This is a genomic window from Vibrio sp. S17_S38 (assembly GCF_014694375.1).
GTDB lineage: Bacteria > Pseudomonadota > Gammaproteobacteria > Enterobacterales > Vibrionaceae > Vibrio.
The window spans coordinates 21537-42995 of record NZ_JAAUWW010000016.1 but is presented as its reverse complement, the minus strand read 5'-3'; the positions used below and the strand labels follow the sequence as shown (position 1 = coordinate 42995).

Here is a 21459-nt window from a genome sequence, read left to right as displayed (position 1 = left end):
TCTTCTTTATTCTTCTAATCTGGTGGTTCTTTTAAAAACAAAAACGCCTCTTTACATTTAGCTCATTGGCGAATGAGTCAAATGTAAAGAGGCGTCTTTGCCTGGTGCGAATCAGATTTTATGAATAATGAAACCATTCATATGCATATATAAAGCGAATATCATGCCAAGTTATTTCCGGCGTAACCCTTTGATCTCCCGTAAAATAAAAAGTGCAAACTGGAATTTACTCCAGTTTGCACTTATTTAGGTCACCAATATGTATCATTGCCCTTTTTAAGAAATATGGTCCACTTTAAAAACATCATGGGCAAATAAACTATTCACCAAATCAGCAGAAGAAGAACCAGACCCTAAATCAGCGGCACTGACATTATCTATTACAATATTCTGACTTAAACTGCCATCTTCCGAGGTCACTTTTAGATTGATCTTACCATCGACGTCTGAAGCTTGTAGGTGGCTAAGCATTTCATCCATTTGAATTCCTACATGACCATCAGAGTCACTAAAGAGATCCCGAATATCAATCTTATCAATGCCAATTTCAAAATCTTTAATCACATCGGTACTGGCTACTGCGGTAAGATCGCCTTTATGCCAAGTGAATGTATCTTCGACACCGTCACCCAATACACCATTAAGAGCATTACGTTCACCGCCCCACAATTCATCATTGCCTTGGCCGCCAGTTAAAATATCCGAACCTAAACCTCCAACAAGAATATCGTCTCCAGCCCCACCAATAAGAATGTCATTACCATCGCTACCCAGCAATAATGAATCTTTATCACCATCCACCACCATCGAAACTTGTGAAGAATCATGCGCCTCTAACGTGGTTTGGCTGCTTGGTTGAATATCAACGTCAACAGTAACGGATTGAGAAGTAACCGAAGTACCATCATCACTATCATTGTTGTCGGTTACTGTAACTACATTAAAGGAATGCTCGCCTTCAGACATATCTTCAATATATGCATTATCCAAGTCTTGTGATGATATCATCCAAGTTCCATCATCTTGCTGTTCGCCAAGTTGCTCTCCATACGAATTCACAATTTTGCCTGAATCTAGGTTTTGTACTTCGACATGCGTATTTTCAGCAGCTTGAACATGCTCACCGAGCAAACCAAGTAATGGAATAAGCGCTAATTGTGAAGCCGTGACCGACATAGTAGGAATTAATGGCTTAAGTGCCACACTTGACATCATTCTGGAGAATGGAGCATCCGAAACTGCCACTTGGATTTGATCCACATCCGTCAACGCACCACCGGAACCTGTATTTCCCATATCATCAGTGGTCATGGTAATAGTCGCCTCACCACTCGTCGCCGGTTGATAATTTATTCCGCCATTTAATAGATCATTAATCGCATCTAATGAACCTGTCAGTGTTAACTTTCCATTATTATCTTCAATTGTGACACTTCCCGAATAGCCATCAGGTATAGATAAACTACCATTGCCATTCGGATCAAGCGTCACTTTCATTTGGCTGCCATCGGTATCATCTGCGTCCACATCAGAAATGGATAATCCAGTAATGAGAATAGGCGTTCCTTCAACAGCATTGATAACAGCAGGGTTATTCTCATCAATAATTATGCCGTTATAACTATTTTCAGGTGCATCATTCACCGCGCTCACATTTACATCGATACTGGTTATAACAGCAAGATCATCACCAGCTACCACACCATTATCAACCGAACGAATATCCACACCTAATTGACCATCCCAATTGGTACTGTTTGCATCACCCGGATTAAAAATCAAGCTATCTAATGTTCCAGATTCTGTCGTGATCGTCCCGCTATTACCACTCCGAATATGGCCGTCGAGGATTTAAACCAGTTAGCGGAAAAAATCCTTAATCTCGCGACGGAGTTACAACCTGATCCATTTGGCGTAACACCCGATCAAGCTATGGTGGGTATCGTTTCCATTCAACAAAGTGATAACACTGACCAGCTGTTACATAAAGCCCGCATTGCCATTCAAGAGGCCCGTATAACGTCTGAGGGAACTATTGCTTTATTTGACCAAGATGCAAATCCTGAAGTAGAAATTAGGACGCAAAAACAATGGCAAAAGCTCATCAAACATGCAGTCGCAAACAGGCAAATAGGGTTAGATACACAAAAAGCCATCGATAATACCTACCGTACAATACACAATGAAATATTCCCTTACATCCAACAAGACGAGAGACAATTATTAACCAAACAATTTATCAACGCTATTTCATATGAGCCGGAAGGTTTACTGCTTGATATGCACGTTCTTGAACTTGTCTTTGCTCAACTTAATGCTGAACTTACACTTCAACCCGTTGCCGTGAATATCACGATCAATAGTATTAATAGTGCTAATTTCTTGCGTTGGTTACACAATAAACTGCACAGCCATCCCCATCTATCAGAACACCTTATTTTTGAGATCCCAGAAAGTGCTTTCATTCGACACCATGAAAATGCTCGTCAATTCTGCGATATTATCCACCAATATAATTATCATTTTGGAATCGATAATTTTGGTAATAATTTTAGCGCGATCGGGTATTTGAATGAATTTAAACCAAGTTATGTCAAATTAGACTTTGCTTATACTGTAAAAATTGAAAATCAAAATAAAGCCGATGTACTAAATGCTATTTTACAGATAGCAAATAACCTTGAGATTAAAACTATCGCAACAAAAATTGAAACACCTGAACAAATAGAACAGCTCACCAAATTTCATTTGCATGGCTATCAGGGTTTAGTTACCGATAAAATTCTAAATAAGGATAATTTGTGAAAGATCCCTTATTACAATCATTGATTTACATTAGTCGATTTTATGGCCAAACCAATTCATCTCATGCCCTAGTTTCTGACTTACCTCTTTCTAACGGGCTATTGACGCCTTATTTATTACCTCGTGCTGCTGAAAAGGCAGGGTTGCAAGCCAAGCTAACGAATATGAAATTAACGGAGATTTCTCCTCTATTATTTCCCGTTATTACTATGCTTGAAGGTGGTGATACTTGTGTCGTACTTGGAATTGATAAAGAAAAACAAGAAGCTGAAATTGTTCTTTCTCAATCAGAAGGTATTGAGCAATGGATCACGCTGGAAGAACTCAATAGCCAATATACTGGACAATTATTTCTAATCAAAAAACGCTTTCGTTATGATGAGCGCTCCCCTGAAATATTAAAAACTCGTGAAGGTCATTGGTTTTGGAGTACCTTATGGGAATCGCGGAAAATTTATCGTGATGTTTTTCTCGCTTCTATCCTCATAAATATTTTTGCGATTGCCACCCCGCTCTTTACACGCTTAGTTTACGATAAAATTGTGCCTAATTTGGCCTTTAATTCTTTATGGGTGCTTTCCATCGGTATCACGATTATCTTTAGTTTCGATTTAGTGCTTAAACTAATGAGAAGCTACTTCATTGATATTGCTGGTAAAAAATCAGACATACTTATCTCGGCTAAAATATTCAGCCATGTAATGGGGATTCGTTTAGAGTCGAAACCTCCTTCTGTCGGCGCTTTTGCAAGGCATATGCAAGAATTTGAATCTATCCGCGAATTTTTCACATCAGCGACAGTCGGTGCATTAATTGATCTTCCTTTCGCTTTAGTATTCTTATTTGTTATCTATTTAATCGCTGGACCTATCGCCCTGATCCCACTAGCTGCCGTATTGATCCTCGTCATTTATAGTTTACTAATTCAAAGGCCTCTAAGAAGAAGTATTGAAGAAGGTTCTCGTCTTTCTTCACAAAAGCACGCTAACTTAATTGAGAGTTTAAGTGGATTAGAAACCGTTAAGATATTTGGCGCTCAAAACCAATTTCAATATAAATGGGAAGAAGCCGTTGCTCACATGTCTAATTGGAGTCTAAAAACTCGCCGCTTAACCGATTCGGTTCAAAATACCGCAGGCTTTCTACAACAATTTGTATCTGTCGCCATGATCATTGGTGGGGTCTATCTAATTGCCGATGGGCAACTCACTATGGGCGGATTAATTGCTGCCACCATGTTAAGTGGCCGCGCTGTTGGTCCATTAGTACAACTATCGCTTTTATCAACACGTTATAACCAAGCCAAATCCGCGATGACCACTATTGAACAATTAATGGCGATGCCAATAGAACAAGAAGAAGGTAAACGCTACATCCATCGCCCATTATTACAAGGCAAGATCGAGTTTGAGAATGTGAGTTTCAGCTATCCAAACACAAAAAGCTTAGCGATTAATAATGTTAGCTTCACCATTAATCCGGGTGAAAAAGTCGCTATTATTGGACGTATAGGCTCAGGAAAAAGTACTTTAGAACGTTTAATTATGGGATTGTACAAAGCCACTCAAGGCTCAGTTAAATTAGATAATACCGATGTTAATCAGCTACATCATACTGATGTACGTCATAATATTGGCTGCGTTTCGCAGGAATGCACGTTATTTTTTGGATCGATACGAGATAACATTATCTTAGGAAAACCACAAACCAACGATCAGGATGTTCTTTCTGCGGCTGAACGCGCTGGAGTCACTAATTTCACTCAGCAAGATGAAGCAGGGCTCGACAGACAAGTCGGAGAAGGTGGCGCGGCATTATCAGGTGGACAACGCCAAGCGATCACGATTGCACGTGCATGGTTAAGTAACCCACCCATTCTATTGATGGATGAACCCACCAGTAGTATGGATAACCGTTCAGAATTATTCATAAAGCGTGAGTTAAATCAATTAGAGGACAAACAAACACTGGTTCTCATTACCCACAAAACCAACATGCTAGATATTGTCGATCGTTTAATTGTGATGGAAAAGGGACAAATCGTAGCGGACGGTCCAAAGGATAAGGTCTTAAAGTCTTTACGTGAAGGCAAAGCTGCTATGCCGAATGTATCGCAGGAAAATGCATCACAAGCAAATCCATTACAAGCAAATGTAGCAAAGCAGAATGAACCAAAAGAAACAATAGTTAAGCTCAACACAGTTAAATCAGAAATCATAAGCCAATTAAAATCAAGTGACTCATAATTAATAACTTATGATCACTAAGATCTATCTCACCTTAAGCTTTAGAATATTTAGGGTGAGATAATTTAATTATCTAGAATGCAGGCTAATTAGCCGTGACTATCAATAAAATAAACGATACCGGGTATATAACTAGAATATCAACGGCTAAAGCAACGGGTGTGAACATGACTTTTTGAGCAACATCCGTTGCAGAGTCATCTACTCCAACAATGACATAATAAGGTTCTTTAAATTGTGTTGCTTTAGGGGTGTCAATTTTCAAATATCGGGTGCCATAAAGCGTTTGTTTATACTGCAGAATATTTTTCTCTCGCGTCATTTTAAAGCCTAAAGACTTCAGCTGATCCTTCTGTTTTAGGGTAAGCTTTTCCAGATTGACGTATAGAGTGATTTCACCAAAAATATGGTTATCCGTATTCAATTGAAAGTGATTAAACAACAGTGAGAATTCGATTGTTCGACTCAATTTGAAGATCGTTTTAGTTTTTGCTTCCAGATTAAATAAATAGCTGTATTGACCACCCGATGCAATCACTTCATTTTTATGTTCAACTAAATAGAAGCCCATCAGCTCTTCATAATAATCATCTTTCTGATCCCAAACGATTGAAGTCATACAGCCCGATAATAAAGAAATAAATGGCAGCCAAAATAGTCTCATGAACAGAACCTGTTGTTCGTATTTGATCTAAACTCTATGGAATTTATGCTGATGACTCAATTGAAGAGATATACACTGCGAGGCAAGAAACAATTGGTTAGTTCTGATTGAAATATCAATTCCACATGGATGCGATGAACCATACAAAAATGCCACCGATAGAAATCGGTGGCATTTGTTATTTATTACTATTTGTTTAAAAGCCTACCCTTTCACCCCACCGGCGGTTAACCCACCGACCAAAAACTTCTGCGCCATTAAGAACACAATGGTAATGGGTAATGCCGAAAGTACCGCCGCCGCTGCAAAATCACCCCATAAGTAGTTTTGTGGGTATAAGTATTGCTGCATGCCTACTGCTAAAGTGTATGAATTCACATCTCGTAGCAGTAATGAAGCAACGGGTACTTCGGTTACCGCAGCAATGAAAGACAAGATAAACACCACCGCAAGAATTGGTACGGATAACGGCAATAATACTAAACGGAAAGCTTGCCATGGAGTTGCACCATCGAGAGCGGCAGCTTCTTCTAACGAATTATCAATCGATTCAAAATAGCCTTTAATCGTCCAAACATGTAGTGCGATGCCGCCCATATAAGCGAACACCACGCCACCGTGCGTATTCAAACCTAAGAATGGAACGTAAGTACCTAAACGATCAAACAAGGCGTATAAAGCGACTAACGCCAGTACGGCTGGGAACATTTGGAAAATCAGCATTGAACGAAGAATTAAGGTTTTGCCTTTAAACTTCATACGAGCAAAAGCATAAGCACAGGTGGTTGATAACGTCACAATCCCAATCGCGGTTAAACCCGCCACTTTTACCGAGTTCCATAACCATAATAGAACGGGAAATGGCGGTTTGGTCACGCTGCCATCGGCGTGTACCACATCAAAGCCAAGTGCCAATTTCCAATGCTCTAATGATGGATTTCTAGGAATAAGATCGCCTGCGGCGTAATTACCTTCACGTAAAGAAATCGCAATCACCATCAACAGAGGAAACATCATCACCGCAAGAAAAACCCACATAGCAACGTGGGTTGCCCACAAACGGTATTTTAATGATTTTGGTTGAACCATCGCCATAGTCAGTACTCCTTATTCTGTTTCTAGCTTGGTGAATTTCATGTTCAGCAGTGACAAACCGCCAACCAATAAGAAGATCAAAGTTGCAATCGCGCCCGCTAAGCCAAAGTCTTGACCACCAGCACCTTCAAAGGCAATGCGATAGGTGTAACTTACCAATAAATCAGTGTGACCAGCAGGAACTGTAGTACCAATCATGTCGGGCGCACCGTTGGTTAATAATTGAATCAATACGAAGTTGTTAAAGTTAAATGCAAAACTGGCAATTAATAGCGGCACCATTGGCTTCACCAATAGTGGCAACGTAATTTTAAAGAAGTTATCGATTGGTCCTGCGCCATCCATTGCTGATGCTTCATACAAATCATCAGGGATCGCTTTTAACATCCCCATTGCCAAGATCATCATGTACGGATAACCGAGCCAAGTATTGACGATAATGATCATAGTTTTAGCGAGTGTTGGGTCGGTAAACCATGCAGGACTTAAACCAAATAAACCTTGTAGTAATTGATTAATCTCACCAAAGCTTTGGTTAAATAGACCTTTAAAGATCAAAATTGAAATGAACGCAGGCACAGCATAAGGAAGGATTAATAACACACGATATAAACCACGTCCTTTTAATGCTTCCCAAGAAACGATTTGCGCCAAAATCACACCAAAGGCAAGCGTTAACGCCACAGTGATTGCTGAGAACAATACCGTCCATACAAAGATTTTAAAGAATGGACCTTGAATACCCGGATCGTTAAAGATACGAGTGAAGTTATCAAAGCCAATATTCACAATAAAGCCGGGAGTCAACGGTTGGCCGATAAATGCGCCATTCGTATCAACCGTTTGGTAGTAACCAATCTTGTAATTCGGTTTTAATACTTCATCGGTTTTATTGTTCACTAAACTCTCACCATCTGCATCAAGCGTATACAGTGATTTCACTTGTGCAAACTTACGCAAACCCGACATTTTAAGATCGGTGCCATCTGGCGTTTCAACTACAAACTCACTTAATACATTACGATGTTGGATCACAGATTTTAGCGGTACTTTTTTGCCTGATAATGAATCTGAAGGTAATAATGCAATGTGCCCTACTGGCTGGTTTTCAGTGGCCTCGGTTAACGACTCTTTCGTTAATGATCGCGGCGCAGAAACTAACCAAGTGTCGCCTTGTTTTAAGGCAATGGAATAAAGGTTGTCGTGTTGACGTAATTCAAATGAATAACTGTCGCCACTTTGAAAAGTTTGATCCATTAATACGCTTTGAGCTCGTTCAAAACTTAACTGATTGGCTCCGCTATAGTTGGTAAACGCCAAACCAATGGTATAAATCAATGGGAAAATGATAAATAAGATCATCCCCGCTACACCAGGATAAATATAGCGATGGGCATAAGTACGTTTACGGGCAAAAACATAGACACCCATAGACGCTAAAATCAAAGTAAGCAACGCAAAAGCGAATTCACCGCGCGAATACATTAAAACGATCGCATAGCCATTGAGCAAAGTGACCGCAAACAACACCGCCATTTTAACCCAATGAGACTTAAGCCATGATTGAGAAACAGACTCTGGAATATGAGAGGGATGAGATGACACAAGATTCGAAGACATAATAGATTCCATTACCATATCGCATGATCTAAACAGAAGTTTTGAAAACACGTCAGCTTTTGAAACTGCATAAGAGATTGAAACATAGCCCAAACTCTAATCAAAGGCATCGATAAACGTTTCGTCTACCGTTACATAAGAAGCAAATAAATAAGTGAGAAAGAAGAAAGAGGCAGCTCTCTTCTTTCTCACACCGCTGGGCTGAATTAACTCACAAAGCGATAAACCAAGACCAGTGGAAAACGAAATATTATTTCGTCATGCGATCAGCAACCGTATCCAGTGCTTCTTTCACCGATTGACGACCATTAACCACATTACCAATTGCCGCTTTTTCCGCATACCAGAATGCCGACATTTCAGAGATATTTGGCATGATTTCACCATTTTGTGCATTACTCATGGTTGCCGCAATACGTGGATCTTTAGCTAATTCAGTCTGATAAGATTTCAATGCTACCGCGCCTAATGGCGTATCGTCATTGATAGCTTTTAAACCTTCTTTGGTCAGCATGTAATTTTCAATAAACTCAACCGCCAAATCTTTGTTTGGTGATGCTGAGCTAATGCCCGCGGTTAACACACCAACAAATGGTTTTGATGGTTTGCCATTAAACATTGGCAATGTCGTCACACCGTACTTAATACCAGCTTTATCAATGTTCGCCCAAGACCAAGGACCATTGATCGTCATGGCGACTTCACCTTTGTTGAAACCAGATTCTGCAATGGTGTAATCCACATCAGGTGAAATCACTTTTTGATCGACTAAGCCTTTCACAAAACTCATCGCATTCACTGCACCCGCGTTATTCACACCCACATCTTTAGGGTTGTAAGCACCATTTTCAAATTTAAACGCGTAACCACCGTCAGCCGCAAGAATTGGCCAAGTAAAGAAAGGTTCTGACAGGTTCCACATGATGGCGTGCTTACCCTCTTTTTGTAGCTTCTTATCAAGAGCAGCAATATCTTCCCAGTTTTTAGGTGGGGTTTTGATTAAGTCTTTGTTGTAAATAAGCGATAATGATTCAACCGCGACAGGATAGCCGATGTATTTACCATTATAAGAAACCGCATCCCATGTGAAATCAGAAAATTTAGACTTGAATTCAGCCGAAGGTTTCACTTCTGCCAATAGTCCTGCTTTCGCATATCCACCAAAGCGATCGTGCGCCCAAAGAACAATATCAGGGCCATCACCGGTTGAAGCCAATTGTGGGAATTTCTCTTCTAATTTATCAGGATGAGAAACCGTCACTTTAATGCCAGTGTCCGCTTCAAATTTTTTGCCCACTTCAGCAAGACCGTTATAGCCTTTATCACCATTAATCCATATGGTCAGTTGACCTTCTTCAATGGCAGCATGAGCACTCACACCACTTAACGCTAAGCTACATAAAATGGCAGTTTTGAGGATTTTTTTCATTTCCATGATCCTTTCTATTGTTCTTATTTGGCGGTTACAACCTGTAGGGTCGGTAACACAATAACGAGTCCTGAGCAGCAAGAGCTATATCCATTAGTTGCAAGATCTATATCCATTCACATTGACTAGACATCTCGGCACGGTTAAATCTTGCAATAATTAGAAATGATGAACATCCTCCTAATCTCTACGCCCCCACGCAGCAAGATAAAAACTGTGATTTAGATTCACAATAATTTGCTAATATACCTTAAAACCAAGCATAAACGTGATCGAACGCATACTGATTATTGAGTATTTACGCCAAAGATGATCTGAATTAAAAAGTGTGATCTATGCACTCCTCCCCCTTTGTCCACCAAAAATTAATCAAGCAAGGAGGAGGCAGCTTTGAAACACTCAAGTAATATAGATCCCATAGCAAATTATTTAAATTAAACGGCAACCTCTCATTATCAACTTGTTGCCAAACCAATAAAAAGAAAAGGAACGGACCAATGACGAGTGTAACGCTGCGAAAAGTATGTAAAGCGTACGGTGACAACCTCATTTCTCAAGATGTCGACTTGGATATTCAAGATGGTGAATTTGTCGTGTTTGTTGGTCCGTCTGGTTGTGGTAAATCGACATTACTACGCTGCATCGCAGGTTTAGAAGACATTACCTCTGGAGAGCTTTTCATTGGTGACAAAAAAATGAACGATGTGCCACCATCTGAGCGTGGCGTAGGCATGGTATTTCAATCTTATGCACTGTATCCGCACTTAAATTTATTCGACAATATGTCTTTTGGTTTAAAACTGGCTAAAGAAGATAAAGCCAAAATCAAATCTCGTGTTGATCACGCCGCTGATATTTTACAACTCGGTCATTTATTAGAACGTCGACCAAAAGCATTATCGGGTGGTCAGCGTCAACGAGTCGCGATTGGCCGTACGTTGGTGGCGCAACCTGAAGTATTCTTGCTAGATGAACCACTCTCTAATCTCGATGCTGCGCTGCGTGTCCAAATGCGTATCGAACTCGCCAAGCTGCACAAGAAACTCGGTTGCACCATGATCTATGTGACTCATGATCAAGTAGAAGCCATGACCATGGCCGATAAAATCGTGGTATTAGATGGCGGCAGTGTGTCACAAGTAGGTAAGCCATTAGAACTTTACCACTACCCAGAAAATCGCTTTGTAGCAGGATTTATTGGTTCGCCAAAAATGAACTTTATCAATGTACAAATCAAAGAAGTCGAAACCAATCGGGTGAAAGTAGAACTCGCGAGCCAAGCCGCTTTTTGGATACAAGTGGATGGTAGTACGGTCAAGCAAGGCGCTCGCATGTCATTAGGCGTACGCCCAGAACATTTACTGCCAGCAAATGAAGGCGATGTCAGTATTAAAGGCAAAGTGCAAGTAGTAGAAAAGTTAGGTAACGAAACGCAAGTCTACTTAAACCTTGATCACGTTGATGCTGATGTCATCTACCGTCAAAACGATACGTTAGATGTAGAGTCTGGAGATGCCTTTGAAATTGGCATTCCGGCTTATCGTTGCCATTTATTTCACAGCGATGGCAGATCATGCCGCCGCTTATATCAAGAACCTGGCGTATAAACTCAACACGATTAAGTTATTTTTCATAGTAATGCCCTTGCCCCATCCCTAACTGGTTTGGGGCTTTTTTTGGGTTACCATCACTTAGGAAATTTAATCAAAATCAGAATATAATGTTAACGGATCGACTGGCATTTCAATTGGTTGCCAACGGTCAGAGAAAGTATATCGGGCATACATCAACATATGATTAGGCTCATAAAAATCAGAGCGTTGGATATCCATTGATAATCCTAAATACCAACGTCGACTCACTCGTTTTTCAACCGCCGCCTGTAATGAATAACCAAATCCACCACCTTTTTCATCTTCCCCCTGAGAGCCATAAAGCGCATCTTCCGCGGTCCAAGAGTTAGATACCGAACCACTGACCAAGTAAGACCATTCATTGCCTAAACGTTGATACCAGTTAATCGGTAATGACATGGAGAAATATTGTTGTGGGCTGTAATAGCCACCGTAACCGTAAGCATACTCACTCAAGTTTTTATCATAGTGCAAATACATGCTGTTCACACCGACACTTAAATGACGATCCGACTCTGCAATCAACTTCCAATAAAGCCCACCGAGCAAGCCCAAACGAGTATTATCTTCAACATTGTTGCCTGTCATTTGATGGAATTGTGCACTAGTCCAAACGCCAACAGGTCCGCCTACATCGTAACTCCCACCGAGTTTCACACCGGTGCTAACGACATTTCCCCAGTGTTTACCTTTATTTGCTAAATCATCCTCAGGTACAACCATACCACCATAAGATAACGTGCTGCTGGTCTCTGGGCGACGAGAGGCGGTGGCTTTCCAACCAAGATCGCCTAAATCCCCAGACAGATTGAGTCCACCAACCCACGTCGTTTGATCAAACCCAATAGGTGTCGTGCCTATATCGGCAGACCAAGTGTTCGCTTTCCAGCCAATACCAAAAGCCACACCATTATTTTTTTGACTAAACGTTGACTCTGAACTGTGCCCTTCACTCTTATCAAAATAATTCAAATCACCAGAATCAAGCATCACCACATCGGTTCGGATCAACAAGTGACCATCGTATTTAGGCATTGGTATGCTGACTTCGATCGGTATTTGAGTGGCGCTATTTTCGCTGTCACGACCACTATAATCGACACCAAACTCGACATAACCATCATTACGATCATGTAATTTATCAATATCAGACTTAACGCTATTGGTTAACCAATTATCATCAGCATTATCGTACAACTGATGCAATGTTTGAGGTTGTGGCCCATGGTTTTGCGCTATTCCATCATCCACTTGTATTTGCGGATTTGCCTGTGCTTGACGATCCGTTTGATCGCTCAAAAGTGCTCGATAAGCTAACGACTCTGACAATGGATATTCTTTGTGTTCCATCGCAATACTCATGCTACTGCGATATTGGTAAGCTTCAAGGTCTGAATATTGCAAGGTACTATGCGTTAATACAAGCGCTTGTTGTGTATGTTCCTGCTCATTTAACACACTCGCCAACTGCACAATTTGAGAGCCCGATAGACTGTCCTTTTCTTTATATAATTGCTGCGCAAGCTGTTCGCTTTGTTGATTTTGACCACTGGTTTGATAGGCGGCAAGTAAACCAAACTGAGCCTCTTTTTGGTAAACGTTAGCTCCTTTTGATATCGGGTAATATAAGCTAATCGCCTCCGAATAATTATGTTGCGTCATCGCATATTGCGCAAACAACATATCTCGTTGTTGAGCATAATCACGCTGTTCACTATCAGATCCTTTTGGCGCTGGCAAAGTAGACTTCCAAATTTCAAAGTCCGAATAATTCTCTAATTCGAGTAACAAACTGCCATACGATAATTGTGTAGAATAATCCCAAGCAATCGACGGTTTTAAACGCTCAGCATCGTCTTTTGCATCTGATTCGAAACCTAAACGATATTCCATTCCAATTAGCCGAATTTGTGCTGCAGGATCGTTGCTATAATCTAACAACATCTGATCCAGCTTAGCTTTCGCTGCACTTCTATCGGTTTCAGCTAACTGGCTTAGAGATGCAAATGCTAAGCCCATTTTTAGACGTATCAGACTATTATCTATCGAAGCATTACGCTTGGATACAGGAACCGCTTCTAATACATCAATAGCTTGAGCCGTTTGTCCATGACGAGATAAATAAAGCGCATAAGAAAATTGGACTTCAGGTGCAGGACTCTTCGACCACTGCGCCATCAATTGATTGGCGCGTTCAGGGTTACCCGTTGTTTGATAAGCATCTGCGATATCAGCTCGACTCCAAGCAGATGTCGGTGGATTTTTCGCGAGTTGATCGAGTTTCAATGTCGCCGCTTTCATGTCACCTGCCGTGATATCTTTTTGGACTCCTGCTAGTAATAGCGTTGTATAGAGATCATCGGTTTTATCTTGCACTACATGTTGTTGCGCAGGCGTTAATGTTTTAGCAAATTGATAAGCGGCTTGATTGCCTTTTTGCTGTACGCGAATATCAATACGACCACGCAACGCCGTTTCATTTAACGGATCTTTGCTAATGGCGGTGACATAATACTTATCCGCTTGTGAATATTGCTTTTGTGGGGAATATTGCTTTTGAGCCAGAGCCAATTCTGCCAAATAGTTATAAGCATACGGATCTTCAGGCTCAATATTAACCGACTCCATATAGGCTTTTTGAGCATTGCTAAACTGCCCTTTCGCTAAAAATGCCTCGCCTTTATCCAAATTTGCCCAATAAGCAGAAGCATGAATTAACGAATCCCATTTATCGGTGAAACGTACATCAGGATCATTGGCTTTAGCTTGAGTGAAGAATTCAACCGCCTTTGCTTGTCGACCGGTTTTCATATACACAAACCCCAAACCCGCTAGAATTTCAGGATCCGTTGGACGCGCTGCATAAGCAGCATTGAGCTTAGGTTCGGCTTTTCGATACTGATCTGCATCCACCAATGCTAAGCCTGCTAGCTTATCCATGTAGGTTGGGTCTTTTCTTAAATCCGTTTCTTTCACTAAGCGTTTTTGAGCATCATGATAAGCATCTTGCATTTGCTCATTATGCGGCATATAACTGGCTAACACCGCGTATTGCTGCACTAAGTCTTTGGTGATGTATTGATCATCCAAACTTCCAAGCCAAGCGATGGCAGCATCACTACTGGTATTAGGGTTAAGCGTTAATTTTTGCACCATCAGCAAAGCATCGGGATCTTGCGAGTTTTCATCTAAAGTATGCTTTGCCCATGCAAGCTGAAAATCTGGCACGCCCGGATATTCTTTATTTAATACAACTAGACCTTCTTGAACCCGCTGCCAGTTTTCAGGTTTTTTATCTAATAATTTTAGATATTCAAGTTGCAGTGTCGGCGTTGGAGGCCCTTGGGGAAATAATTTTTGATATGCAGAAAGAGCTTGGTCTGTACGACCTGAACGCGATAATAGCTGGGCTTGTGAATAGCTCGATTTACGGGTGCTATAAATAGATAAATAAATTTCTAATCTTTTAGTCTCAGGATCGCTAGGCGCTGATATCTGCATTTTCTTCAAAATAGCTTGTGCTTTATCGATATGCTTAGTTTCAACATAGGATTGAGCCTGAAAAAAGAGCCCTGATGCATTATTTGGATCGATTGCAAATAAACGCTCCAATGTTGCCTCTGTAATATCAGGTCAATGCAATAATTGGGCGTAATGCAATTGTTTAATCAGCTGGGATTTAGAATTTATCGAGCCTAGATCTGTCGAAAAATGTACCGTTTCATAAGTCATCACATTGGCAGCTTGGCTTTCTAATGCATACGCACTTTGAATACTTAAGAGCGGTAATGACATTGCCGAAACAATAAAAGCCATGGAGCGATATTTTCCACTAAATTTTATTGACATGCATCGTCCCAATTTGTCATTAACTGTCCAGTTTTATCAAACTGATAACGCCCTTCCAGCCAACCTTGAGCAAATAATGCCAATACACTATTGTAATAACTTCCTGACGCAATCGTTGGTAAGGCTTGTTCGGTTTGATGCCTAAATTGAGACGCAAGCTGATCTTTACCCGAAACCTGCAGCAAAGGGATGACAGCGGCATTAATCCCTACACCACCTTGTCCTTGATAGTTTCCTGTTTGAGCATCTAGCTCTTCAGGCATTTTTCCTTCGTCTTGCAAGATTTTCACTAGCGGCTGCATTTTCTCAATCAGCGGTTTTTTATAAGGACTATCATTAGCCAACGTTGCAGCCCATAAATAGGTTCGAATTGCATTATAACTGCCCAAAGACTCGGTTTGACTATCCGGTTGAATGCCTTTCGTCGTCAGTTCTGCCCAATCAGGACTAATACCTTTAGGCATACTTTCAAGTAATAATTTATCGCTACTCTCAACCAATTCCTGCCATTGATAATCAGGGTATAAAGACTTCATTCGAGTCAAGATCTGCAAGGGGAAGTAACTTGGATTAAATCGAACATGGTTATCTCCAAGAATAAAACCCTCACGACCGGGTAATAAAACTTTGCCATAACCATCAACCGTCGCCGTTTCTTCTCGCAAAATACGACTCGCTAATAAGTGGCCGAGTGTCTGGTAATAATAGTTATCCCATTTTTGTCCGGCTTCTACCAAAGAATATGCGATCCATAAATCAGAATCTGAAGCGGTATTCGTGTCTAAAATACCCTTACTTCCATCGGGTTTCGTACCCCATAACCATGCAGGTAATCGTGCGGTTAAATCACCACCAGCAAGATACTCTTCCGTCCAATCCAACTGTTGTTGAAAAGCGGCTTTATCATTGGCAACTAGCGCAAAGAACATGCCATAAGACTGACCTTCCGAGGTAGTGATATTGCGCTCATCACTGCTATCCACCACTCTTCCATCTTCAATATAATGTGCTTTAAAACTTTGCCATTGACTCCAATGACACTGTGAAGCCGACACATTATTTGAAGCTTGAACCGAAGTTGAAGTCTCAACAGGAATTGAAGACTGCGTTGACGCTTGAGCAGACCAAGAAATAAATATTACAGAAGATAAAACACATAATATTGTTTTCATTAGTCTTCTTTTCCTTTTAAACGGCTACGGGCAATTCTGCTCAATATTCGCCACAGAGCAATGGTCACTAAGATCACCAAAAACATAGCCGCTAGTGCCATCAAGATGGGATATTGAGAGAAATGATATGAGATTAACTGCCAAACAGGTAAGCTGCCGACATAATAATGCTCACCAACGTTAAAGCTAGCAACACTACCATCACGCACACTCACAACTGATCCAAACATGGCATCCACTTTACCGCTATCATTTAATGCTGAGTTAATTAACGCTAATGATTTAGGTGATTCTGCTAATAAATTAACAACCGTACGTTGTTTATTAAAAGGAGATTGGTAACTGGTTAAAGAGGCAAAGTCGCCTGTCGCAGACACTTCGATTTCATCGGCTGGATCAGGTGCATGAGTCGATGGATTCACCCAATTTTTGCCCTGTTGCCTTTCATTTCTATTCGGCAATTTAGCGAAGCGTAATCCATCTTTTAACAGCATATTAGGCGGATTATTTTCACTCACATCGTGAAGACCTGCCATCACACCAATGGCTAAGATATCTTTATCTTTCAACGCTTCTTTTGACCAATCGCTAGTTACTTGTATGCCAATCGCTGGGTACCCAGAGTTAATACCAAATCGTCCCATCATATTAATGAAAGCGCCAATTTCAGCATCAGAAGGCTGCTTTGATAATACTACGGCAGTTTCAGATAAATCAGCCATGCGGGTAAATGGGAAACCAGAACTCGCAAACGCCCTCATATTCGGCATTTCGATGTAATGTGGGTAGCCTGAAAAATCTAAGCTAGAATTTCCATCAATCGCTGCGTATTGCTTACTTGGTTGAGAAGTTTGGCAAATTGAGTCCCCTGAAGTTGAAGATGAAAACCCAAATTCAAACTTGAGATCATTGCGACTGCCGACTTTAAAAGCAGGTATTCTGATTTGATCGCCAGAACCAAGTACGCCATCGTCCAGCATTGGTACTCGAATACGGGAATTATTCTCTGATTCACCTTTGGTGTTTAAATTAAATGCTTGGACAAACTGATTATTAATACTCAAGCTCATGCGAGAGCCGGAGTTATCCGTTTGAGGTGGAGAATAACGATAAGATAAATCAAATGGGATCCCACGACTTTGCCAAGTAAATAAATCAGGCGGTAGGCGGAAGCTAACATTCATCGGAGGTGGTGTTTGTCCTTCTACTTGAAGATTGCTCGCATATTCAACCATTTCAGACAGCAAAACAGGACGCTTGGTATTAATCCAATTAGGCGCATCATAAGGTTTCCGCGGCATAATTTGTTCTATGCGGGTAATTTTCGCGATAGGACCAGTTAATAAATGCTGCCCAAACGCTAACCCTTTGATGGCTTGGGTTAAGTCTTTACTGTCGTGACCACTGACAATCAGTAATTTCACGAACGGTTTGGTTGGGTGGGAGATAATTTGTAAGCGTGGGCCATCCGCCATTGGGTAATCTTTTAAAAAATCTGGCCGGCTACTATCAGTAACAAACACAATTGCATTTTGATCGGGAATTTTATTACGTAAAACCGGGAAGTCTGTCCCACGAGTATCGGCCAACGAACCAAAATAGGAAGAAGCGATACCAGCCGCTTTGATCTCTTCCATATCAATATCTTGACCAAACACCATCGGTAATTTGAGTGGGCTAAAATCACGGCTATCAAAAAAAGGAGCTGGTAATAAACTCAAGTCATTATTTAACTGAGTCTTATGCACACTAAGATCGATGTGGCTTTCTTGCCCAATTTCCGCCCAAATACTGCCATCATTAGGGTTGCCACAACCTTCGCTCGCATTACCAATTAGTTCAAAGCGTAATTGATTATAGTTACTAAATAAACGCGGCTCTAAAGGAATGGTCGCTTTTATACGTTTACCTTGAGAACCTGAAGTAATCGCGACTACGCCCATCAATTCATTATTAAAATAAACTTTCACGTGAGACACTTGCGCCAACAAAGCTGGCGATGGAATGAAGTTAAAAGAAACCGATCCTTGAGACACAATTTCATCTAAACGTGAACCAAATCCAACATACACATTGCTTTCTGTACCTTGCATTCGAATCGAGCTTGAATAGCCAAGTTGATTGAACAGAAGCGTTCTTTTTTCCACCACAGGTGAAACAGCCGATAACTTCGCAGTTGGTGAAGTCACTACTTGCGCAGCAGTATCCATCGTAAAAGCAGCATTGCTTACACTGGCTAAACTCATTGCGCAAGCTAACGCCTTCATTTTCTTATTCATCCACATATCATTCGCCCTTTATTGGTGCATTTTGTGGTTTTAATGAGTAAATCACGCGCCAAGAATTCATACACATATGACTCAACACGCGAGTTAATAACGGTCCATTAAATAAAATACGGCGGTACCCTTCACCACCAATTTGCAATACTCGCCACATACTTAATAATGGTTTGTCTGCATTATATTCACTCTGCCATTGAGCCCACGTATCGGCTCTGGCAAAAGTGCATTGAACATAATCAACTTGTTGCTGATTATTGAGTTCCATTACTTTCAAACCTAATATATCGCCTTGATTATAAACGGCTTGCATAGGGAAAACATACGATTTATCCCCTCTCTGCAATATCACGTCCATAGCATAACCATAAGGTAATTCAACAGGTTGAGGCAGCTGAATTCGCACGCCTCCGAGTGAGAAATCTTTCATAGTACAGCGAATAATATGGCCAGATTTAAGAGCAATACTCATTGGAATATCCACACTGACTCGGTGATTTTCTCGCACTTGTTTAGCCTCTTCTGCCACCGCCACTGCCCCACCTAAAATCAGCAAATTATAAAAAACCCAGAACATATTCACAATAACACTGGCAATTTCTTGCTCAGGCCCATAAGCAAACCGGTATATTCCAAATAATAAACCAAGTACATTCAATCCAACCAAGACCAAGTAAGGCGCTGAAATATTCCAATCAAAATACTCATCTTCAATCAAGCCACCTTTAGCCGTCACATTAAAGGTACCTTTGTGTGGCGCAAATAAAGCCACGGTAGTTGGGCGTGCGATATACCATGACAACACGGTTTCGTAGACTTCTCCCCAAAAAGAGTGACGATATTCACCTTGCATACGAGAGTTTGTCATACCCGCATGAACCATATGCGGAACCACATATAAAATAATGGCAAGTGCTGGCGCAAAAATAACGTAAGTATGCAGCACCAAGAATGCCAATGGTGCAAGCAGATAAATGATCCTTGGAATACCGGATAAAAAATGCAGCATAGCATTGGCATAACACAATCGTTGTTGCCATTTAAGCCCTTTGCCCGTTAAAGGATTATCGACTCTAAATATCTGAGCCATCCCTCTCGCCCACCGGATCCTCTGACCAATATGAGCCGATAATGTTTCCGTTGCCAGACCCGCAGATAAAGGTTTACGCAAATAAGCTGAACGATAGCCTAATCGATGCATACGCAATGACGTGTGAGCATCTTCAGTTACTGTTTCAACCGCAATACCGCCCACTTCTTCTAATGGCTCACGACGAAGAATGGCACAAGAACCACAGAAAAAAGCACTGTCCCATAAATCGTTACCATCTTGAATCAAACCATAGAAAAGGTTTCCTTCACCAGGTACATCACGAAAGTTAGACAAATTACGTTCAAATGGATCGGGTGAGAAAAAGTGATGTGGCGTTTGAATAAGTGCGAGCTTTGGATCATGAATAAACCAACCCATGCTCATTTGAAAGAAAGCGCGAGTCGGAATATGGTCACAATCAAAAATGGCCACAAACTCAGCAGAAGTTTGCTTTAATGCGTAATTGATATTGCCCGCTTTCGCATGTTCATTAGTCGGACGGCGGATATAACCAACACCAACATCAGCGGCAAAATCACGAAAGCTATCGCGTTTGCCATCATCAAGAATGAAAATTTGTAGCTTATCTTTTGGCCAATCAACCCCTTGGGCGGCATAAACGGTCGCCCGAACAACATCAAGATCTTCATTATAGGTTGGAATGAACATATCAATAGTTGGCCATTCATTAAGATCATCAGGCATCGGCACTGGTTTTCTATTAAGCGGTCAAATATTTTGAAAATAACCGAGTAAAAGTACGATCCAAGAATAAGTTTCAGCGCACAAAAGAATAATGCCGAGTAGCAAGCCAAGGGAATCATCCCAGTTCAAAGTTGAGGTATATCGCCACCAAAGATAACGGCAAGAAACCGTCACCGATAAAGTAATCATCAACATGGTCGCAAACCGGCCGATCATGCGGCGAAACATCATTGAAATAGCCCAAAGCACCGCAAGAAATATCGCTTGCGCCGTTAAATCAAATGGAACCGTAAAACAAAAAATCGCCAGTACAATGATCAACGCCACCATCAAAATGTTAAGTGCGAGATGGAAAGGTTGCTTAGTTTTTTCGTTTAGCGCTTCGTTCTGACCATCATCTTGGTCATCCTTTTCAGCTTTACTGATTATCGCTTGATGGACGAGTTCCTCTGCACGTTTCTCCAACCAATGCGTTCCACTAGAAATCAGATTAAATGGCAGATAAAAAATACGCTGGATAGCCTTAAAGCACCACAGCCCTATAGCCATTAATGACAATGGTTTTTGAGTAGGTTGATTTTGAGGAACAATTGTTACCCATAAGCCTTGAATCATAACTCTCAGTGGATCAAGTAAGCTCGGGCGTGAAAAATTGACTTGAGGAAACCAAAAATAAAGCAACTTCCAACTTTCTACACCTGAGATTTTAGGTTTAAAAACAACAAATGCAAAAACAAACCATAGCGATAAAGTCACTTTCCCAGCTTTACTGCTTGGCATGTCATGACTATAAAAATCAAGTTGCTGGCGAAACTGCCGTACAATTTCGGGTTGAAAAAACCACGATAACCAAGAGAACATATGA

Annotated in this window: 11 protein-coding genes and 2 pseudogenes; 3 read left to right on the top strand and 10 right to left on the bottom strand. The window is 41.0% G+C overall.

The window, feature by feature from the left end; all coding sequences use genetic code 11:
- Nucleotides 1–276 precede the first annotated feature (276 nt).
- Nucleotides 277–1782: a M10 family metallopeptidase C-terminal domain-containing protein gene (locus tag HC725_RS16815; protein WP_274601404.1), complete on the bottom strand. Its 1506-nt coding sequence runs from the start codon at nucleotides 1780–1782 to the stop codon at nucleotides 277–279.
- A gap of 150 nt (nucleotides 1783–1932) precedes the next feature.
- Between HC725_RS16815 and HC725_RS12710 the strand changes: the two genes are divergently transcribed.
- Both HC725_RS12710 and HC725_RS12705 read left to right on the top strand, forming a co-directional pair.
- On the top strand, nucleotides 1933–2805 hold the full coding sequence (locus HC725_RS12710; RefSeq protein WP_190332198.1) for an EAL domain-containing protein: 873 nt from the start codon (nucleotides 1933–1935) through the stop codon (nucleotides 2803–2805).
- Nucleotides 2802–4898: pseudogene (locus tag HC725_RS12705) on the top strand (type I secretion system permease/ATPase); the annotation flags it as partial. The gene HC725_RS12710 and the pseudogene HC725_RS12705, both read left to right, overlap by 4 nt.
- Before the next feature lie 238 nt (nucleotides 4899–5136).
- On the opposite strand, the gene HC725_RS12700 reads toward HC725_RS12705, so the two are convergent.
- The 4 genes from HC725_RS12700 to malE all read right to left on the bottom strand — a co-directional run bounded on the left by HC725_RS12700 (nucleotide 5137) and on the right by malE (nucleotide 9859).
- On the bottom strand, nucleotides 5137–5715 hold the full coding sequence (locus HC725_RS12700; protein WP_190332196.1) for a hypothetical protein: 579 nt from the start codon (nucleotides 5713–5715) through the stop codon (nucleotides 5137–5139).
- A gap of 204 nt (nucleotides 5716–5919) precedes the next feature.
- Nucleotides 5920–6810: a maltose ABC transporter permease MalG gene (gene malG, locus HC725_RS12695; protein ID WP_190332195.1), complete on the bottom strand. Its 891-nt coding sequence runs from the start codon at nucleotides 6808–6810 to the stop codon at nucleotides 5920–5922.
- Nucleotides 6811–6822: 12 nt separating this feature from the next.
- Nucleotides 6823–8442: a maltose ABC transporter permease MalF gene (malF, locus tag HC725_RS12690; protein WP_190332194.1), complete on the bottom strand. Its 1620-nt coding sequence runs from the start codon at nucleotides 8440–8442 to the stop codon at nucleotides 6823–6825.
- Between the two features lie 238 nt (nucleotides 8443–8680).
- On the bottom strand, nucleotides 8681–9859 hold the full coding sequence (gene malE / locus HC725_RS12685) for a maltose/maltodextrin ABC transporter substrate-binding protein MalE (protein WP_190332193.1): 1179 nt from the start codon (nucleotides 9857–9859) through the stop codon (nucleotides 8681–8683).
- A 497-nt stretch (nucleotides 9860–10356) separates the two neighbouring features.
- Between malE and malK the strand changes: the two genes are divergently transcribed.
- On the top strand, nucleotides 10357–11466 hold the full coding sequence (gene malK, locus HC725_RS12680; protein WP_190332192.1) for a maltose/maltodextrin ABC transporter ATP-binding protein MalK: 1110 nt from the start codon (nucleotides 10357–10359) through the stop codon (nucleotides 11464–11466).
- A gap of 93 nt (nucleotides 11467–11559) precedes the next feature.
- Here malK and HC725_RS12675 read toward each other — a convergent pair whose 3' ends face one another.
- From HC725_RS12675 to bcsA, 5 genes and pseudogenes are all read right to left on the bottom strand, one after another.
- On the bottom strand, nucleotides 11560–15105 hold the full coding sequence (locus tag HC725_RS12675; RefSeq protein ID WP_190332191.1) for a cellulose synthase subunit BcsC-related outer membrane protein: 3546 nt from the start codon (nucleotides 15103–15105) through the stop codon (nucleotides 11560–11562).
- Between the two features lie 21 nt (nucleotides 15106–15126).
- Nucleotides 15127–15342 (bottom strand): hypothetical protein, encoded by a 216-nt coding sequence (locus tag HC725_RS12670; protein ID WP_190332190.1) that lies wholly within the window; start codon nucleotides 15340–15342, stop codon nucleotides 15127–15129.
- On the bottom strand, nucleotides 15333–16514 hold the full coding sequence (gene bcsZ, locus HC725_RS12665; RefSeq protein WP_190332189.1) for a cellulose synthase complex periplasmic endoglucanase BcsZ: 1182 nt from the start codon (nucleotides 16512–16514) through the stop codon (nucleotides 15333–15335). Before bcsZ ends, HC725_RS12670 begins: the two co-directional genes overlap by 10 nt.
- Nucleotides 16514–18799 (bottom strand): cellulose biosynthesis cyclic di-GMP-binding regulatory protein BcsB, encoded by a 2286-nt coding sequence (gene bcsB / locus HC725_RS12660; protein ID WP_190332188.1) that lies wholly within the window; start codon nucleotides 18797–18799, stop codon nucleotides 16514–16516. The genes bcsZ and bcsB overlap by 1 nt, the downstream gene beginning before the upstream one ends.
- 1 nt (nucleotide 18800) lies before the next feature.
- Nucleotides 18801–21455, bottom strand: a pseudogene (bcsA, locus tag HC725_RS12655) (UDP-forming cellulose synthase catalytic subunit).
- Between the last annotated feature and the right edge of the window lie 4 nt (nucleotides 21456–21459).